Origin of the sequence: Rhizobium sp. AQ_MP, assembly GCF_014237835.1 — a bacterium.
In the GTDB taxonomy this organism is placed as follows: Bacteria; Pseudomonadota; Alphaproteobacteria; order Rhizobiales; family Rhizobiaceae; genus Allorhizobium.
Window position 1 is genome coordinate 81,337 of sequence record NZ_JACJVI010000006.1, and the last position, 17,583, is coordinate 98,919.

A 17,583-nucleotide genomic window follows, 5' to 3' on the forward strand; every position below is an offset into this window, starting at 1 on the left:
ACCGGCTATGCGTTAGCGGTTAACAGACTGTTGATTCCCGCGCGTCGGACGCACTAACTGCGGTCACGATATTAAGGGGTTAGTCACCATGTCTATTGAAGATCCGCGCCTGTCCAACATCGACAACACGTCCGCAGCTGATGATTTGTATTCGGCTATGGAAGACCAACTCGGATTTGGACGCGATGAGGTCGACGGGGTCGAGGTGGCGCAGGCTCAGACGCCAGAAGCCGGTCGCACGGATCGCCTCCCGGCCCAGCCGCCGGTTCAGACGGCATCTGCCACCATTCCGAGTGAAGTGACGCCAAACGCACAGAACGTCGTTACGCTCCCGGCAGGTATCGAACTGGACAACCTGGAGTTCCAGGTCGACGGCGAGAACCTGGTTTTGGTCCTGGATGACGGCACCCAGATCGTTGTAGTCGGTGGTGCGGCCAACATCCCGACCTTCGTCATCGGCGATGTCGAACTTCCCCAGGTCGCTCTCTTCGCAGCACTCGAAGGCTCGAACATCAACGTCGCAGCCGGACCGGACGGCACTTTCACCGCCCAGTCGACGCCCGGCAACAGTCGCGATTTCGACGACCAGGCCATTAGCAACGGCGTCGAGCAGTTCGGCTTCAGCGCCCTGCTGGACGGAACGGATCAGGAAGATGCTGCAGTTGGCGGCGCGGCTGGCTTCATAGATGGCCGTCCGCTTTTTGGCGTGCAGGGGAATTTTTCGCTCTCCGAAACGGTGCTGGTCGACGCCAATCCCAACAACCAGACGGTCAATGGCCGGATTGTATTCTCCCAGGGAAGTGATTTCGGCACGATCCGCAGCATCGGCTTCGTTGCGGCCGCTGATGTGACGGAGGCGACGAATGTCGCAGGCGCCAACATTGCGCTGACATCCGCCGGGGTCCCCGTGGTTATCACTGCGTCTGCCGACGGTCTGACGCTGACGGGCGCGGCCAATGGCGTGACGATCTTCACCCTGACGGTCACCAATGTCGTGGAAGGCTTCTTCACCTTCACGCTCTCGGGTCCGGTCGACAACCCCGGAGTAGGGCAGTCGGGCATCAATGACCTCCTGCGCCTGACCTTCAACGTTACGATCGCCGACAGAGACGGTGACACGGTGACGGGCAATTTTGCCATCGACATCGCGGATGACGCTCCGACCGTCTCGCAGGGCGCGACCGGCACGGTCGAGGACGAAGCTCTCGTCGGCGGCAACAACGAGAACGAGGGAACCGGCCTTTCGGCTGTCGCCACCGGCTCCCTCAACGTCAACTGGGGTGCGGACAATAACAATGACGGCCTGCTGGGCGATCGCTCGGTCGCTTTCACCTCCGCCACTGTCGGCGTGACCGGCGCCTTTGGGACCGGCCTGAGCTCGATGGGTGAGGCGGTCTCGACCGTCCTGCTGGCTAACGGCACGCTGGTCGGCTACACCGGCAGCGCGGTTCCGACCGCAGCCACCGCCGGCAACGTGGTTTTCTTCGTTACCCTGTCTGACGCGGCTTCCGGTTCCTACACCTTCACGCTCGTAAAGCCGCTGGATCATGCTGCGGGTTCGCAGGAAAATACTCTGTCGCTCACCTTCGGTTACAGGGCCACCGACAGCGATGGCGACAGCGTCACCTCCAACTTCGTGATCAATGTCGTTGACGATGCGCCCGTGCAGGGAGAGGTCGGCGCCGCCAATCCGATCTCCGAGGACGACGTTTCCAAATATCCTGCGACCGACACGACAGAGGGCGAAGATCCCTCGACGACGGGTTCGCTCGGTATCCGTTGGGGCGCGGACAACAATATCCGGGGTGAAACCGAGGGCGACGTTTTCGGTCGCACCGTCCGCTTCTTTGGTGCCGCGGTCACGTCCGGGAGCGAGGCAGCGCCAGGTCTGGCGGTTCAGGGCCAGGTCGCGTCGGGAACCTATCAAGATCCGGGCCGCCTCGGCCTGCAGATCTCGGGCGGCTCGTTCAGTTCGGCTGGCCATACGCTCAGCTTCCGGGTCATCGATCTCGCCAATGGCGGCCAGTCCATCATCGCATTCTACGAGGTGCCGGGCAAAGGCGAGCAACTCGACCGTGTCGATGTGTTCAAGATCACGCTCGATCCCACCGCGGCGAATGGCAGCTACAAGGTCGAACTGTTCCAGCCGCTCGATCATGACAAGGGCTCGGACTCCATCCGCCTGAGCTTCGGCTTCCAGGGGACGGATTCCGACGGCGACAGCGCCGCAGCTGCAACCGCCAGTGTGGTTATTGCCGACGACGCGCCGGTCCAGGGTAAGCCAGGCGAACGTCCGACCCTCAATGAAGATGACGTCTCTCAATATCCCCTGACCGACGCAACCCCGAACCGGGACGTCAGGAAGACGGACGCTGTATCGCTCGGCATTTCCTGGGGTGCCGATGACAACATTCGCGGCGAGACGAAAGGCGATGAATTTGGCCGTACGGTCAAGTTCTTCGGCACAACGAAGTCAGAGGGCGAGGGTGAGGCGAGAATTCTCCCCGTTGGATCGCAGGTCGCAGCAGGCAGCTACGCCAACCCTGAAGCCCTTGGCCTTTCCATTCGCGGTGGAACCTTCACGTCCGGCGGCAAGTCGCTCTATTATGTGGTCTCGGATCTCGCCAATGGCGGTCAGACGCTGACCGCCTACATCGATGGTAGCGAGCCGCGCGCCAAGGTATTCGAAATCGTTCTTGATCCGACCGCCAAGAACGGCTCCTACACGGTCGAGATCTTCCGCGAGCTCGATCACACTGTCGGCAGCGATGCGCTTCGGATTTCCTTCAAGTATCAGGGCACCGATGCCGATGGCGACAGCGCCGCAGCCGGCGAAGCCAGTGTTCGGATCCGTGACGATCAGCCGGTTCAGGGTGAGCCGGGTCGGCGGCCGAGCCTCAACGAGGACGATGTCTCCAACTATGACCTGACGGATGCAACCCCGAACCGCGACGTCAGGAAGACGGACGCTGTATCGCTCGGCATTTCCTGGGGTGCGGATGACAACATTCGTGGCGAGACGAAGGGTGATGAATTCGGCCGCACGGTCAAGTTCTTCGCTGCCGGCAAACCGGAACGAAACGAAGATGCGCCGCCTGCTTTCAACGGCAATCAAGTCGCCGCCAACACCTATTACCGACCAGAGGCCGTTGGCCTCTCCATTCGCGGCGGGACCTTCACGTCCGGCGGCAAGTCGCTCTATTACGTGGTCTCGGATCTCGCCAATGGCGGTCAGACGCTGACGGCCTACATCGATGGTAGCGAGCCGCGCGCCAAGGTCTTCGAGATCGTTCTCGATCCGACCGCGAAGAACGGCTCCTATACGGTCGAGATCTTCCGCGAGCTCGATCACAGTGTCGGTAAGAACGCGCTTCAGATCTTCTTCAAGTATCAGGGTACCGATGCCGACGGCGACAGCGCCGCGGCCGGCGTAGCCAGCGTTCGGATTCGCGACGACGAGCCGGTTCAGGGCGAGGTCGGCGCAATCCCGACTCTGAGCGAAGACGACGTCTCCGCATACGAACAGACGGATGCGACGCAGCCCGATGATGTCACCAAGACGAGCCCGGTCTCGCTGGGCATCGCCTGGGGCGCGGATGACAACATTCGTGGCGAGACGAAGGGTGATGAATTCGGCCGAACGGTTCGGTTCTTCGGCACGACGACAACGGCGGGCGAGGATAAGAAGCCTGTCACCGCCTCCGCTCAGGTGTCCGAAATCACGACGACAAACGCTGCGGCGGTTGGCCTGTCGATCGAAGGTGGCAACTTCTCGTCTGGCGGCCGTGAGCTCAGCTTCGAGGTCGTCAATCTCGCCAATGGCGGGCAGACGCTGACGGCCTATTACATGGATGTCAGCAAGGGTGAGCCGGTTCGCGTGAACGTGTTCCAGATCGTTCTCGACCCGACTTCCAAGAACGGCAGCTACACGCTGGAGATATTCCAGGAGCTTGACCACAATGTAGGCTCCGACTCGATCAAGCTTTCTTTCGCCTTCCAGGGCACCGATGCTGACGGCGACAGTGCGAAATCCGCAACCGCAGCCGTTATCATTTCTGACGATCAGCCGCTCATTGGCCAGCCTTTCCAGGGTGGTGTCGTTGAGGAGGAACAGTGGCAGGTCGCCGGCGCTGGCAACGAGGACGGTGGCAGCCTTGGTGGCCTGGACCAGGATACCCGTAACTCCGACAATGGCACGACCCATCGTGCCGAAGGTACGCTGGCCATCAGCTGGGGTGCAGATGACGCCAACAGCAATACCAACAGCAATACCAACAGCAATAATGGCAGCCTGTTTGGAGACCGCTCGGTGCAGTTCACCGCAGCCGGGATCGATGCTCTCCGGAATCAGGCTCTGACCTCGGACGGCGTGCTCCTGAAATACACGGTTGTGACCGTTGGTGGCCAGCCGACGCTCATCGCATACACGGGGACCGAGCCGACCGCACTGCCGGCCGACCAGACGTCCGGCATTGCTTCCGGTATCGTCTTCACTGTGTCGCTGAGCGATGCGGCTGCAGGCAAGTATGTCTTCAACCTTTACAACACGCTGGACCACAAGGGCTCCGTCCAGGGCGAAGACACGCTGACACTGAACTTCCAGTTCACGGCAACCGATGCCGATGGCGATGTCTCTGCTCCGGCCTCGTTCGGCGTCAAGATCATCGACGATGCGCCGACGGCGCAAGGCGCAGGCCCGCGCTACGTCGAGGAAGAGGCGCTGCCCAACGGCAACGAAGATGCCAGCCCGCTCGGCGTGGAATGGGATGGCGTCGCTGCCAACGGCACTTGGATCACGAATGCCATCGGCGCCTCGCTCAACATTGCCTGGGGCGGTGATGACGGCAACAGGAACGTCAACGGTGGCTTTACCGGCACGCAAGTCGCCGGTGACCGTTCGGTGGTCTTCGCGACCTCCAACAGCGTTGCCGCCACGCAGATTTCGGCTGCGGATGCCAGCGCATTCCTCAAGGTCTACAGCGGCAACACGCTCGTTCCGCTTGCATCGTTGACCTCCGAAGGACAGAGCCTCGTCTACAGCCTGTCGAACAATGGTTCGGTGCTGACGGCGAAGGCTGGCGAGACCGTCGTTTTCACCGTGACCCTGTCCGATGCCAATAATGGCAGCTACAACTTCAACCTCAGCGGCGTCCTCGACCACCCGGTCAAGGGAGACAGTTCCTGGGATGAAGATGTCCTTTCCTTCAACTTCACCTTCACCGCGCGCGATGGCGATGGCGATGTCGTCCGCCAAGGCTTCCAGGTCAATGTCATCGACGATTCCCCGGTCATCGACTACACCGAGCGCGTGACGGTCGAGGATGAGGCCGTCAACAACGGCAACAACGAAAATGACGGCCTGAGCAAGTCGGCAACCGGTTCCCTCGCGATCTACTGGGGTGCCGATGACGGCAACAATGGCTCGGGTGGCAAGGGAGACCGCTCCGTCGCATTCACCAATGCGAACGTCTATGTCGCGGGTGACTATGGCGACAACCTGACGTCCCTCGGTCAGCGTGTCTATACCGCCGTCGTTGATGGTGTCCTCGTCGCCTATACGGGTGGTCAGAATGCTGCACCGGCAAGCTTCAATGCCCAGGCGCTTCCGGCGAACGTTGTCTTCTACGTCACGCTTTCTGACGCGTCTGATCGTGGCAGCTACACATTCAATCTGGTCAAGCCGCTGGATCATGCGGCGGGTCGTGGCGAGAATGAACTCTCGCTCACCTTCAATTTCACCGCCACGGATTCCGATGGCGACAAGGCACGCGATACCTTCACGGTGAATGTCCGCGACGACGTGGCGACCATCACGCCGCCCGCTGGCGTGGTCGAGGAAGAGCATGAAGCCGTTGTCGGCTCGGGCAATGAAGATACGACCGCAAACGGCCAGACCCCTAGCGACAACATCGATGCCGATACGAACGCTGACCCCAACGTGACGACCAATGTCGCGACGGGCGGCCTCGGAATTTCCTGGGGTGCCGACAATGCCAATGACGGAAACGGCCAGCCGGGCGATCGTTCGGTGCAGTTTGCCGATACCGTCCGCAGTGAGCTCAAGGCTCTTGGTCTGACATCAGATGGTGTGGGCCTCAGCTACAAGATCCTGACCATCAATGGGCAGCAGACCCTTCTCGCTTACATTGGAAACGAGCCGCATGCGCTGCCGTCGAACCCGGCACAGGCGGGTATTGTCTTCAGCGTTGCCTTGTCGGATAGCGGCAATGGCCAGTATACCTTCACGCTCTTTAACACTGTCGATCACAAGGGTTCCGTTCAGGGCGAAGACACGCTCACGCTGAGCTTCAAATACACGGCCACGGATTCCGACGGTGACGTCACCCAGCCGGCAAGCTTCTCGGTCAAGCTGGTCGACGATGTGCCAGTCGCGGGCCCTGTGGCCACCCGCTATGTCGAGGAAGAAGTCTTCGCGAACGGCAACAAGGAGACGGAAGGCAAGGTCGAAGCCGATGCCTCCCAGGCAAATGGCGGACCAGTCACAGACCGCGTTACCGGCGCTTCGCTGAATATCAGCTGGGGCGGCGACGATGGTAACAGATACAGCGACGGCGGTTTCAACGGTACGCAGATCGCTGGCGATCGTTCGGTGATTTTTGAGGGCCAGGTAGCCACCTTCCTCAAGGTCTACAGCGGCAGCACAGAAGTCCCGCTCGCTTCCCTGACCTCTGCAGGCCAGACCCTCTACTACTCGATCTCCGGCAATGGCACCGTGCTGACCGCGCGGGCTGGCAGTGTCGAAGGCCCCACCGTGTTCATCGTCAAGCTATCCGACCAGAACAACGGTTCTTATGATTTCGAACTGAAGGGCGTGCTGGACCATCCGGTCAAGGCATCGGGTGCCGCGAACGAAGATGTGCTGAGCCTGAACTTCACGGCAACTGCCCGTGACGGTGACGGAGACAAGATCACCACCACCTTCGCTGTCGGCGTCATCGACGACTCGCCGATCATCACCTCTCCTGAAGTCGGCAAGGTGGAAGACGAGGCCGTCAACGGCGGCAACAACGAGAGCGACGGCCTTTTGGCCTCCGTGGTCGACCGGTCGCTCGGTATTTCCTGGGGTGCGGACAACGCGAACAATGGTTCTGGTGGCAAGGGCGATCGCGCCGTGTTCTTCACCGATGCCAATGTTCAGGTCAGCGGCGGCTACACCTCAAGCCTGACCTCGCTCGGCCAAGCCGTTCAGACCACACTGATCAATGGTGTCCTCGTCGGTTATACCGGCGCTGCTCCGGCTAGCTTCAGTGTCAATCCGGTGCCGGCGAACGTCGTCTTCTACGCTTCGCTCTCGGACACGTCGACGAACGGCTCCTACAACTTCACCCTGGTCAAGCCGCTCGACCATGCTGCGGGCAATGGCGAGAACGAGCTGACGCTCACCTTCAACTTCACCGCCAGAGATTCCGATGGCGACACCGCCTCGTCGACCTTCCAGGTCAAGGTTGTCGACGACATCCTCACCATCGGTACGCCGGTCGGCGGCATCGTTGAAGAAGAGCAGCGGGAAGTTTCCGGACGGGGCAACGAAGACAACGAAGGTACAGACGATCGCGACACCGCCCAGAACCCGGATGTGACGACGCATCGCACGGGCGGTTCGCTGGACATCAACTGGGGCTCCGACAAGGCGAATGATGCCAACGGACAGCCGGGCGACCGCTCGGTCGTGTTCAGCACCGCAACGGTCGCGGTTGCCGATGCTTACGGCTCCACGATCACGTCGCTCGGCGAAGCCGTCAAGACAGCCATCCTGTCAAACGGAACACTGATCGGTTACACCGGCAATAGCGTACCGAGCTCGATCTCCAGCGACCGGGTCGTCTTCTACGCGACCGTGTCGGATGCAGATCCGAAGGGCAGCTACAGCTTCACGCTCGTCAAGCCGCTTGATCATAAGGCAGGTGAAGGCGAAAACCAGCTGACGCTTACATTCCGCTTCACGGCGACCGACAGCGACGGCGACACGGCGGACGGCTCCTTTACCGTCAAGGTCATCGACGACATTCCGACGGTGCCGACCAGCGTCAATGCAGCCTATCGTCTCGACGACGAAGGCCAGGGCGCGATCGCGATCGGGAATCCCGGCGGTGAACCCAGCGATCCGTGGCCGTCCTACTCCGTTGTTTCGGGCGATGAAGGCACGCTCTTCCGCGCTGGCGCCGATGGAGTCTCCTCGATCACGATCAACGGACCAGCCTTCCAGGTGGTTTACGAAAATCGCCAGGGCTTTGCCGAGACGGAAAGCGTCACCTGGGGCAGCGGTCGCGTTGCCGGCGATGGTTCGGTCATCTTTACCGCCACCAGCGCCAACTATCGTGACGGTGCTGCGGTTCTCGTGATCCGGCCGGATGGCTCCTACAACTTCCAACTCAAGGCCCCGGTTGCGCACTCGGGAGCCGGCGAAGACGACAAGCTGTTGTCCTTCGGTTACACGGTCACGGATGGCGATGGCGATGCCAAGAGCGGCACCCTCAACATCAACGTCAACGACGATACGCCCACCGCGCCGTCGGTGGTTAACGCCGCCTGGGTGCTCGATGACGAAGCACAGTGGGGTGTCTCCAGCCCCAACTACTTCGGCCCGAATGATGTAACCCCATCCGTGGATGAGGTTTGGGGCGGGCGCGGCACGCTGTTTTCGGCCGGTTCGGATGGCGTCAAGTCGATCACGATCGAGAAAAGCTCCTTCGATGTCATCTTCAAGAATGCCCAGGGCTTCGCAGAGGTTGTAACCGTCACCTGGGGCTCAGGCACGGTCGGCGCGAACGGAACCGTGGCCTTCAAGGCAACGAACGCCACCTACTTCCCGAATGGCGCCGCGACCCTCGTCATCCGCACGGACGGGTCCTACGTTTTGGATCTGGACGCTCCAATCGCTCACCAGACCCCGGGAACCCGTGAAGAGGACGCCACGCTGCCGATCCGCTACACCGTCACCGATGGTGATGGCGACGTGAAGAGCGGTACGCTCAACATCTTTGTCAACGATGATACCCCGAGGCAGGATGGTGACGCGACGACGGGTCGGACGTTGAATGAAGACGATCTGGTCGGCGGCAACGACAGCCTGCCGAGAGAGCCTCTGTCAACAACCGGCGACCTGAACGTGTCGTTCGGCTCCGACGGCGTGAAGTCATTCGCTCTCAGTGCGGACAATGCGAACTGGAACGAGGGCACCCGGACCCTGACGGCCGGTGACAACTCATGGACGATCTCGGTTGCCGCTGATGGCACCTACAGGTTCACCCTGCTCAACAACACGCTGGCTCACGGGCAGGCAGACAATGGCGAGAACACGCTCGACATTTCCGTGCGCTATGTCGTGACCGATGGGGACGGTGACCAGATCTCCGGCAACTTCGGCATCCGGATCGTCGATGACGTCCCGGTCGCCACCTCTGCCGTGTTGACCGGCACGGCCAACGAACTGCTCGTTGCCGACGGCAACCCGGCAACGCCCGAAGTCAAGGGCTTCCTGTCGTCACTGGTGTCCTTCGGTGCCGATGGTGCCCATGCGACGAATGCCTACACCGTCGAGACTCGGAATCTGTCCACGTCCCTGACCTCGCTCACCTCGAACGGCATCCCGCTGACCTTCACGGCCATCGGCAATGTCATGACGGCACGCGCCGGTGAGGTACCTGTGTTCACCTTCTCGGTGAACGCGGTCACAGGCGAATACACCTTCACGCAGGTCGGACCCATCGACCATGTCCAGAAGGTTGTGCTGGATGGTAAGGGCTATCCGGCCTCGTCGCTCGATAAGAAAGACGAGATTGTCGCAGTGGACCGTGTTGCTGGTGACAGCTTCCAGATCATGGGCCGTCTTGACAACGGCGACGTCATCATTCGCGTTACCAACACCTACGATCGCGCGGTTTCGTGGAGCATCGACAAGAGACATGATTGGGACGATGATTTCCCGGCCTTGAACATTGGTGCCAACCAGACTGTCTATGTCAACGTCGGTCAGCTTGCCAATGGAACAGAGCTGCGCATCAACGGCAACAATGCCCCCGACGGCACCGAGATAGTAAGGGGCTCGACTCCGATTGTCTCCGCCATCGACGGCCGGACCTCACTGACGCTTGATCTGTCTTCGGCGGTTACCGTCCGTGACGGCGACGGTGATACCCTGGCCCTGTCCAATCAGTTGAAGATCACCGTGACGGACTCGACGCCTTCGGCTGCGTCAAACATCAACGGCGAAGTCTTCGAAGACGGGAACAGGTCGATTGAAGGTCGTGCTCTGGTGAACTGGAATGCCGACAATGGCCCGGCCAAGACGCTGGTGCTGAACGGCAATCCGTCCATCCTGGATGCCAGAGGCAATACCGTCGGGACCTTGTACTCGAACTCCCAGGCCGTCGCCTTCACGACCATCAATGGTGTTCTGATCGGCTACATCGCAGGCAAAGACGCGGCGGTTGCGGCCAATCGGGTCTTTACCCTGTCCCTCGACGCCGCCACCGGCAGCTACTCGTTTACGCTGCTGCAGCCGCTCGATCACACGGAACCGAACGGCAACGACCACTTCCTGACGCTCGGCTTCACAGCCGTGGCAACGGACGGTGATCGCGACGTCATCTCCGTTCCCTTCACCGTCAAGGTGGACGCAGCCGGCACCATCGATGGCAGCTCGATTTCTTACGGTAACGTCTCGACAGGTGTGTTCGTCAATCTGGACCAGACTGAGACCGACATTTTCGGCCAGGAGGTTATGGGCCGTACGGCAACTGACCGGACCGGCAACAACCTCATCGGCATTGATGCGTTGGGAACTGGTATCGTCAATGCCGCAGGCGGCAGCGGCCACGATATTGTCGTCGGCAACAATGCCGCGAACATCCTCTCGGGTGGCGACGGCTGGGATGTGATGGTCGGAAAGGGTGGCGACGACATCCTCGAAGGTGGTAAGGGTGACGACTTCCTGCAGGGCGATGACGGCAACGACACCCTGCGCGGCGGCGATGGCAATGACGTCCTCAGCGGCGGTCGTGGCAATGATGTGCTCGAAGGCGGCGCCGGCGACGATATGCTCATCGTCTCCGCCGATATCGACGATGCAGCAGCCTTCGGTCCGCGCGGCTTCACGCTCGGCAACGGCGATGTCCTCCCGATTTCGCTTGCGGGACGTTCGGGTGAAGGTGACAGCCTCTCGGGCGGCACCGGTATCGACACGGTAAGCTTTGTTCCGGCAAGCCCGGACAAGGGTTTCGTCTTCGACCGTGCCAATTCTTCGCTCGGTCTCTCGGGTATCGAGAGGTTCACCGGCACGGATCGTGACGACATCATTCTCCTGCCCAAGAGCTACACGACCTCGGACGCAGTCTTCATCGAGATCGACGGTGGCGAGGGTAACGATATCCTTCAGGGGTCGGACGCCCAAGCGGACAAGATCATCGGCGGCATGGGCAACGACTGGATCTCCGGCCTCGGTGGCAACGACGATTTGGACGGGGGAGAAGGCAATGACCAGATCTGGGGTGGAGCTGGCAACGACACCATCCGCGGCCGCGAAGGCAACGACACTTTGGTGGGCGGAGCTGGCAATGACGTCATAGAAGGAGGTGCCGGCAACGACCGGATCCTCTACACCGTCGGCGACGGAGACGACATCGTCGATGGCGGCACGGAAACCGGCACGACTCATCCGGATTATGACGAGCTGGTGGTCGGCGGTGATGCCACGGCCCGCACCTTTACCCTAGGTCTGGCAAGCGGCGGGACCGAGATCGGAGATGCTGCGAGCAAGGACATTCTGGTCTCCTATGCTGGCGGCTCCGTGCGCGCCGACGAGATCGAGCGCGTCACCTTCAACCTCGGATCCGCTGGCGATACGGTTGTTCTGAACTCCGTCGCTGGTTCCGCCATCGCTCCCTCGACGATCGTCATCAACGGTGGCGTCGGCAACGACACGATCGACCTGTCGAATTTCGTCGGCAGCACGGTCCAGATCGGGGATGCCGGCGGTACGGACAGCCTGAAGTTCAGCAATGTCCGTTGGCAGGCCGTAACGGTCACGAAGGACGACAACGGTCAGTTCATTCTAAATCTGCCGAACGGCACCGTCGTCAAGGCTGGCGGGATCGAAAGCTTCACCTTTGAGAACGGCACGGTTACGGCCCAGCAGCTGATCCAGCAGAAGCCATCGGATATCGACACGACGGGTCTGACGATCGCTGAAAACTCGGGCGAGGGCGCTTCGGTCGGTTCTGTCAAGGGCACCGACGCGAACGGCGAGATTGATCCGCTCACTTATGCCTTCGTGACGAACAGTGGTGTTTCCCAGACGTCACCTGATGGCCGTTTCACCATCAACGCGACGACCGGCGCCATCACAGTGGCCGCTGGCGCGTCCATCGACTACGAGACCGAAAAGACCATCGACGTCACCATCCGCGTCACCGACAGCAGGCTTGGCTACATCGACGAGAAGTTCACGATCAACGTGACGGACGTCAACGAAGCTCCGACGGCTGTTGGTTTCAGCAACGTCGTGTCGGCGATCGATGAAAACATCGTTGTTGGCTCCGACGGCATCAAGGTTGCCGACATCACGGTGACGGATGATGCGCTGGGCACAAACCAGCTCAGCCTCGCCGGTGACGACGCCGCGTCTTTCCGCATCGTCGGCAACGCTTTGTACTTCGTCGGCACCCAGGTGAACTACGAAGCGAAGGCGAGCTACAGCGTCTCCGTTCAGGTCAACGACACGACCGTTGGCGGCACGCCGGATGCCACGCAGACGTTCACGCTGAATGTCAACAACCGGAACGATCTGCCGACGTCGACCAACGACAGCATCACCATCCTCGAAGACACGGCAACGCCGCTGACGATCAACGACTTCGGCACGTTCAAGGATGAGGATGCCGGCCAGTCGCTGGCGGCGGTCAAGATCACGGCTCTTCCTTCGAATGGCACGCTGCAGTTCCAGGGCATGAGCGGCTGGACGAATGTCTCGCTGGACCAGGAGGTCTCCGTCAACGACATCATTGCCGGCAAACTGCAGTTTGTTCCGGCTCTGAACGCCAACGGCGCCGACTACGCCACCATCGGCTTCAAGGTCGGCGACGGCACCGCCTTCAGCGACCAGTCGTACAGCTTGAAGGTGAATGTCACGGCGGTGAATGATCCGCCGATGACAAATGCCGTCGCTGTCTCCGGCAATGAGGATACCCTCATCGCGATTGCGCTTTCTGGCAGCGATGTCGACGGCACGGTTGCGAGCTACAGGATCAACACGCTCCCGAGCAATGGCGTCCTGTATCAAGACGCAGCTATGACGCAGATCCTATGGTCCAACTCGCAGACCACAGGGGCAACCGTGTACTTCAAGCCGTACCCCAATTTCAACGGCGAGGTAACCTTCAGCTATTCTGCAATCGATAATGCTGGCGCCATCGCCACATCGTCAGCAACCGCGACGATCACCGTGGCCCCGGTCAACGACAATCCGGGTGCCAACAATGACGTCCTGCACTTTGGTGGCGACGCAGCTCCTGCAGGGACCGGCTGGGTCCTGAATGCCGCGAACGGCCACTATTACAAGTTTGTGAGTGCTGCGAACGTGTCCTGGGCGGATGCCGTTGCGGGAGCCGCCAACCAGGCTCAGGGCGCTTACTTGCTCACCTTGACCAACGCGGCAGAGCAGAGTTTCGTGCTCAACAACTTAGGCGTCCAGGGCCAGATGCTTTGGCTGGGGGGCTCCGATGCCGAGACAGAGGGCACATTCAAGTGGGTTACGGGTCCGGAAGCTGGGTCTGTTGTCGCAAGCTATCTGCCCTGGAATCCCGGCGAGCCAAACAACTGGGGAGGCAACGAGGACTACATCGCGCTGAACCGCTGGGCTGGGCCGCTCTACCAGACGCCTCTGTGGAACGATGCTGCCTCGATTTCGGGCAATACTTCCGGCTATGTCGCCGAGTGGAGCGGCAACAACGGCAGCATCACCGAAGACACAGTTCAGAGGTTCTCGACCAGCCTGTTGACGGCAAATGACGGTGATTTGGATGGTGACAGCATTGCTGTGACATCTGTCTCGAACTCCACGCGTGGAGCGGCCGTGACACTGAACAACGACGGGACCATCACCTATGATCCGTCGCGGTCCACACAGCTCCAGCAATTGGCGCAAGGCCAGACGGTGACCGATACATTCACCTACACGATAAAGGACATTCATGGTGCCACCTCTACGGCGACCGCCACGATTACTATCAAAGGTGTAAATGACGCTGCCGTTATCTCCGGTGACTTCATTGGAACGGTGACCGAGGATGCCGTCGGCGGTAAAGTCGAGACCTACAACGAGAACTTCTCGTCGTCGGGTAGCGTGAATGGCTGGACCAATGGTGTGCTTGCAACCTATTCGGGTGAGTATAACAATCTTTTTGCAAGCTTCGGACAGTACCTGACCGAGAGCGAAAATCGGAGCAACACTCAGTCGATCTCGAAGGTGCTGTCGGTGCCGGCGGGCAATGTTCCCACGGTCATCGAGTTTGATTTCCTTGCCATCAATACGTGGGATGGCGGCGAAAAACTCCAAGTCTATCTGGATAACGGAAAGGCTTTTGAATTCGCCATCGGTGGATCGTTGAATGGTAGCTTCTCGGTGAATGGGATCACTGGAACCTACGCCATTACGCCCGTCAATCCGAAGGTCTATCATGTGGTTCTCACAGGCTCGGGCTTTGGGAATACTGTAACCTTGGGCTTCGGTGATACCCTTGACCAGTCGGTTGCAGATGAGAGCCTCGGCATCGACAACATCGTTGTCCATGCGAACCGCCCGTCGGGCTTGGTTGTCAGTGGCGACCTGAATGCGACCGATGTCGACAATCCGAACGATGCATGGATTGCGGTTGCTGCGGGTGGCACAACGGCCAACCAATACGGCACGTTCTCGATCGACGCGACTGGTCACTGGACGTACACGTTGAACAACGACAATGCGACTGTGAACGCATTGCCGGCAGGCAAGACCCTGAGCGATACCTTCACGGTGAAGACAGTGGGTGGTACCGAGCAGCTTGTGTCGATCACGATCAACGGTGCAAATGATGCGCCGACGATCACCGGCGACAGGGCAATTGCCGTCAACGAAGGTGCGTCGGTCGTGATCACCTCCACCGACCTTGGTTTCCAGGATGTGGATGATGTGGCGACCGGTGTAACCTTCACGGTGACCGGATCGACGAATGGGACGGTGCTTGTCAACAACGTCGCCGCGACGAGCTTCACCGGGAAGCAGTTGATCGATGGAAACGTGAAGTTCCAGCACAATGGGTCTGAAACTTCTCCTACAGGTTCATTTGGGGTCAGTCTTGACGATGGCAACGAGGATGGGTCAGCGCCTGCGACAGCAAGCGTAAACGTCACTGTTGCGCCGGTGAATGACGGTGCGGCATCAATCACCATCACAAATGCTACCCAGACGGCCACGGCGCCAAAGGTTGGCGATGTCCTGCGCGCTGACTTGGGGCATGATCCTGATGGGGCCAAATCAGGCGTTGTCTATCAGTGGTTGCGTAACGGCGACAGCGTTGGCAGCAACAGTGCAACCTATGCACTCACTGCGGCCGACGTTGGAAAGAAGATTTCCGTCAGGGTTACCTATCGGGACATCCAAGGTTTCGACGAGCGGGTCACCAGCCTGTCAACTGAGACGGTGGTCACCAACAACCAGAAGCCGACCGCTGGTTCAGATGTGATCTATGTGTCTGATGCATCGACCGTCGTGATGCCGTGGAGCGTGTTCCTTGGCAACGACCGAGATCCTGAAGGTGAGATTCTTGCCATCCAATCGGTCACCGTACTTTCAGGGCTGAACAACGGTAGTACTGCCCTTCAGCCGATCTCCGTTTCCATCAACGCGACCGACAAGACTATTTCGTTCAGAACGCCGGACTTTAGTGGGAGTGATGATATCTCGGGCAACACGTTCACCTACACCGTATCTGATGGTAACGGCGGAACGGCGACGGGTACAGTGACGGTTAAGGTGATTGACACCTACACTAACTCCGGTCGTGATTTTGAGATCCCCGCTGGCGATAGCTACGTCGGTTCTTATCTTGAGGGGCACGATTACGACGACAACCTGACAGGTGGTGCCGCTGGAGATGTGCTGATCGGAGAAAATGGGTCTGATACGCTCGATGGGCGCGGCGGTGCAGATATTCTGGTAGGCGGCAGCGGCTGGGACACCCTCACAGGTGGCAGCGGAGCGGATACGTTCAAATGGGGCGACGAGGCTGCCAATTGGCTGAATAGTGACGAGATCACTGACTATTCGTATTCGGATAAGGATGTGATCGATCTGAACTCATTGATCGGTTCAATCGCAAACGGAAAAACAATCAAGAATTACGTGGACCTTGAGCGGGCGGGAGACGACCTGCAGGTGTGGGTGAACATCAATGGATCCGGATCTGACTGGAGGTTGGCTTACACATTGCTGGATGCAAACACTCCTAAGGTGACTGACTCGGTAATCATCACCGCTGCGGGACAAACCTTTACCTTCCGGGACAACGATGATGACACGGTGATCGTGGGCTCCGACCCGATCATCCTTGACCTCGACAAGAATGGCTTCGCCTTCTCGTCGCTCGACAATGGTGTCACCTTCGACATCAATGCCGATGGTCACAAGGATCAGATCGCCTGGACCAAGGATGACGGCATCCTCGCCTATGATGTTGACGGTAACAGCACCATCGACAACGGCTCGGAAATCTTCACGCCGGACTTCAACGGCGGGAAGTTTGCAAGCGGCGTGGCGGCCCTTGCGTCGCTGGACTCCAATGCCGACGGCAAGATCGATGGCGGCGACGCGGCCTTCAAGGATCTGAAGATCTGGGTTGACGCCAACAACAACGGCGTCAGCGATGAAGGCGAGCTTTCGAGCTTGTCGGACAAGGGTGTTGCCAGCATCTCGCTGACGACAAACCAGTCGGGTAACACGGAAGATGGCCAGAAGATCTTCGCCGAAGGTGAGTTTACCTTCGACGATGGTTCGATCGCCAACTTCGTGGAAGTCGGCTTCGATACGATCTTCGGTGCTGAGCCCGAAGGCCTGACGCTGCATGGCGGCATGGGCCAGGTGGTGATGAGCGGCAGCGCCGGCGCCGACACCTTCGTCTTTGATGGTACGGCTCTCGACCAGCTCGACGTCGCCGATGTCATCACCGACTTCAACGGCGGGGAAGGTGACGTTCTCGATGTGACAGCTCTGCTCGACAGCTTGCTGGGCGCACAGCCAGAGGCAACGGCAGAGACCCATCTGCGCGCCACCCTCGATGGTGCCGGCAACACCACCGTCAGCGTCCAGGCAGAGCCGGGCGTTTGGAAGGATGTCGTCGAGCTGCAGAACCACGATACGGCGATCAAGGTGCTGTTCGACGACAAGCACACCACGATCACCCCGCACGACTGACAGGGTGTGCAGGACAAATAAGGAAAAGGGCGCCCATCCGGCGCCCTTTTTGCTTTGCCGCGATGCCCTTAGAGCATCCCGCTGTTACATGACATCCGCGAGAACGTGGTCCTGCT

General features: G+C 59.9%; 1 protein-coding gene. It reads left to right on the forward strand.

The features are described from left to right. The first annotated feature begins 88 nt into the window (after window positions 1-88). Window positions 89-17,467, forward strand: a complete 17,379-nt coding sequence (locus H6M51_RS24855) for a tandem-95 repeat protein (RefSeq protein WP_185810021.1) — start codon at window positions 89-91, stop codon at window positions 17,465-17,467. Window positions 17,468-17,583: the final 116 nt, after the last annotated feature.

Coding starts and splice junctions, on each gene's coding strand:
- H6M51_RS24855 (WP_185810021.1), top strand. CDS start 89: ATGTCTATTGAAGATCCGCGCCTGTCCAACATCGACAACACGTCCGCA.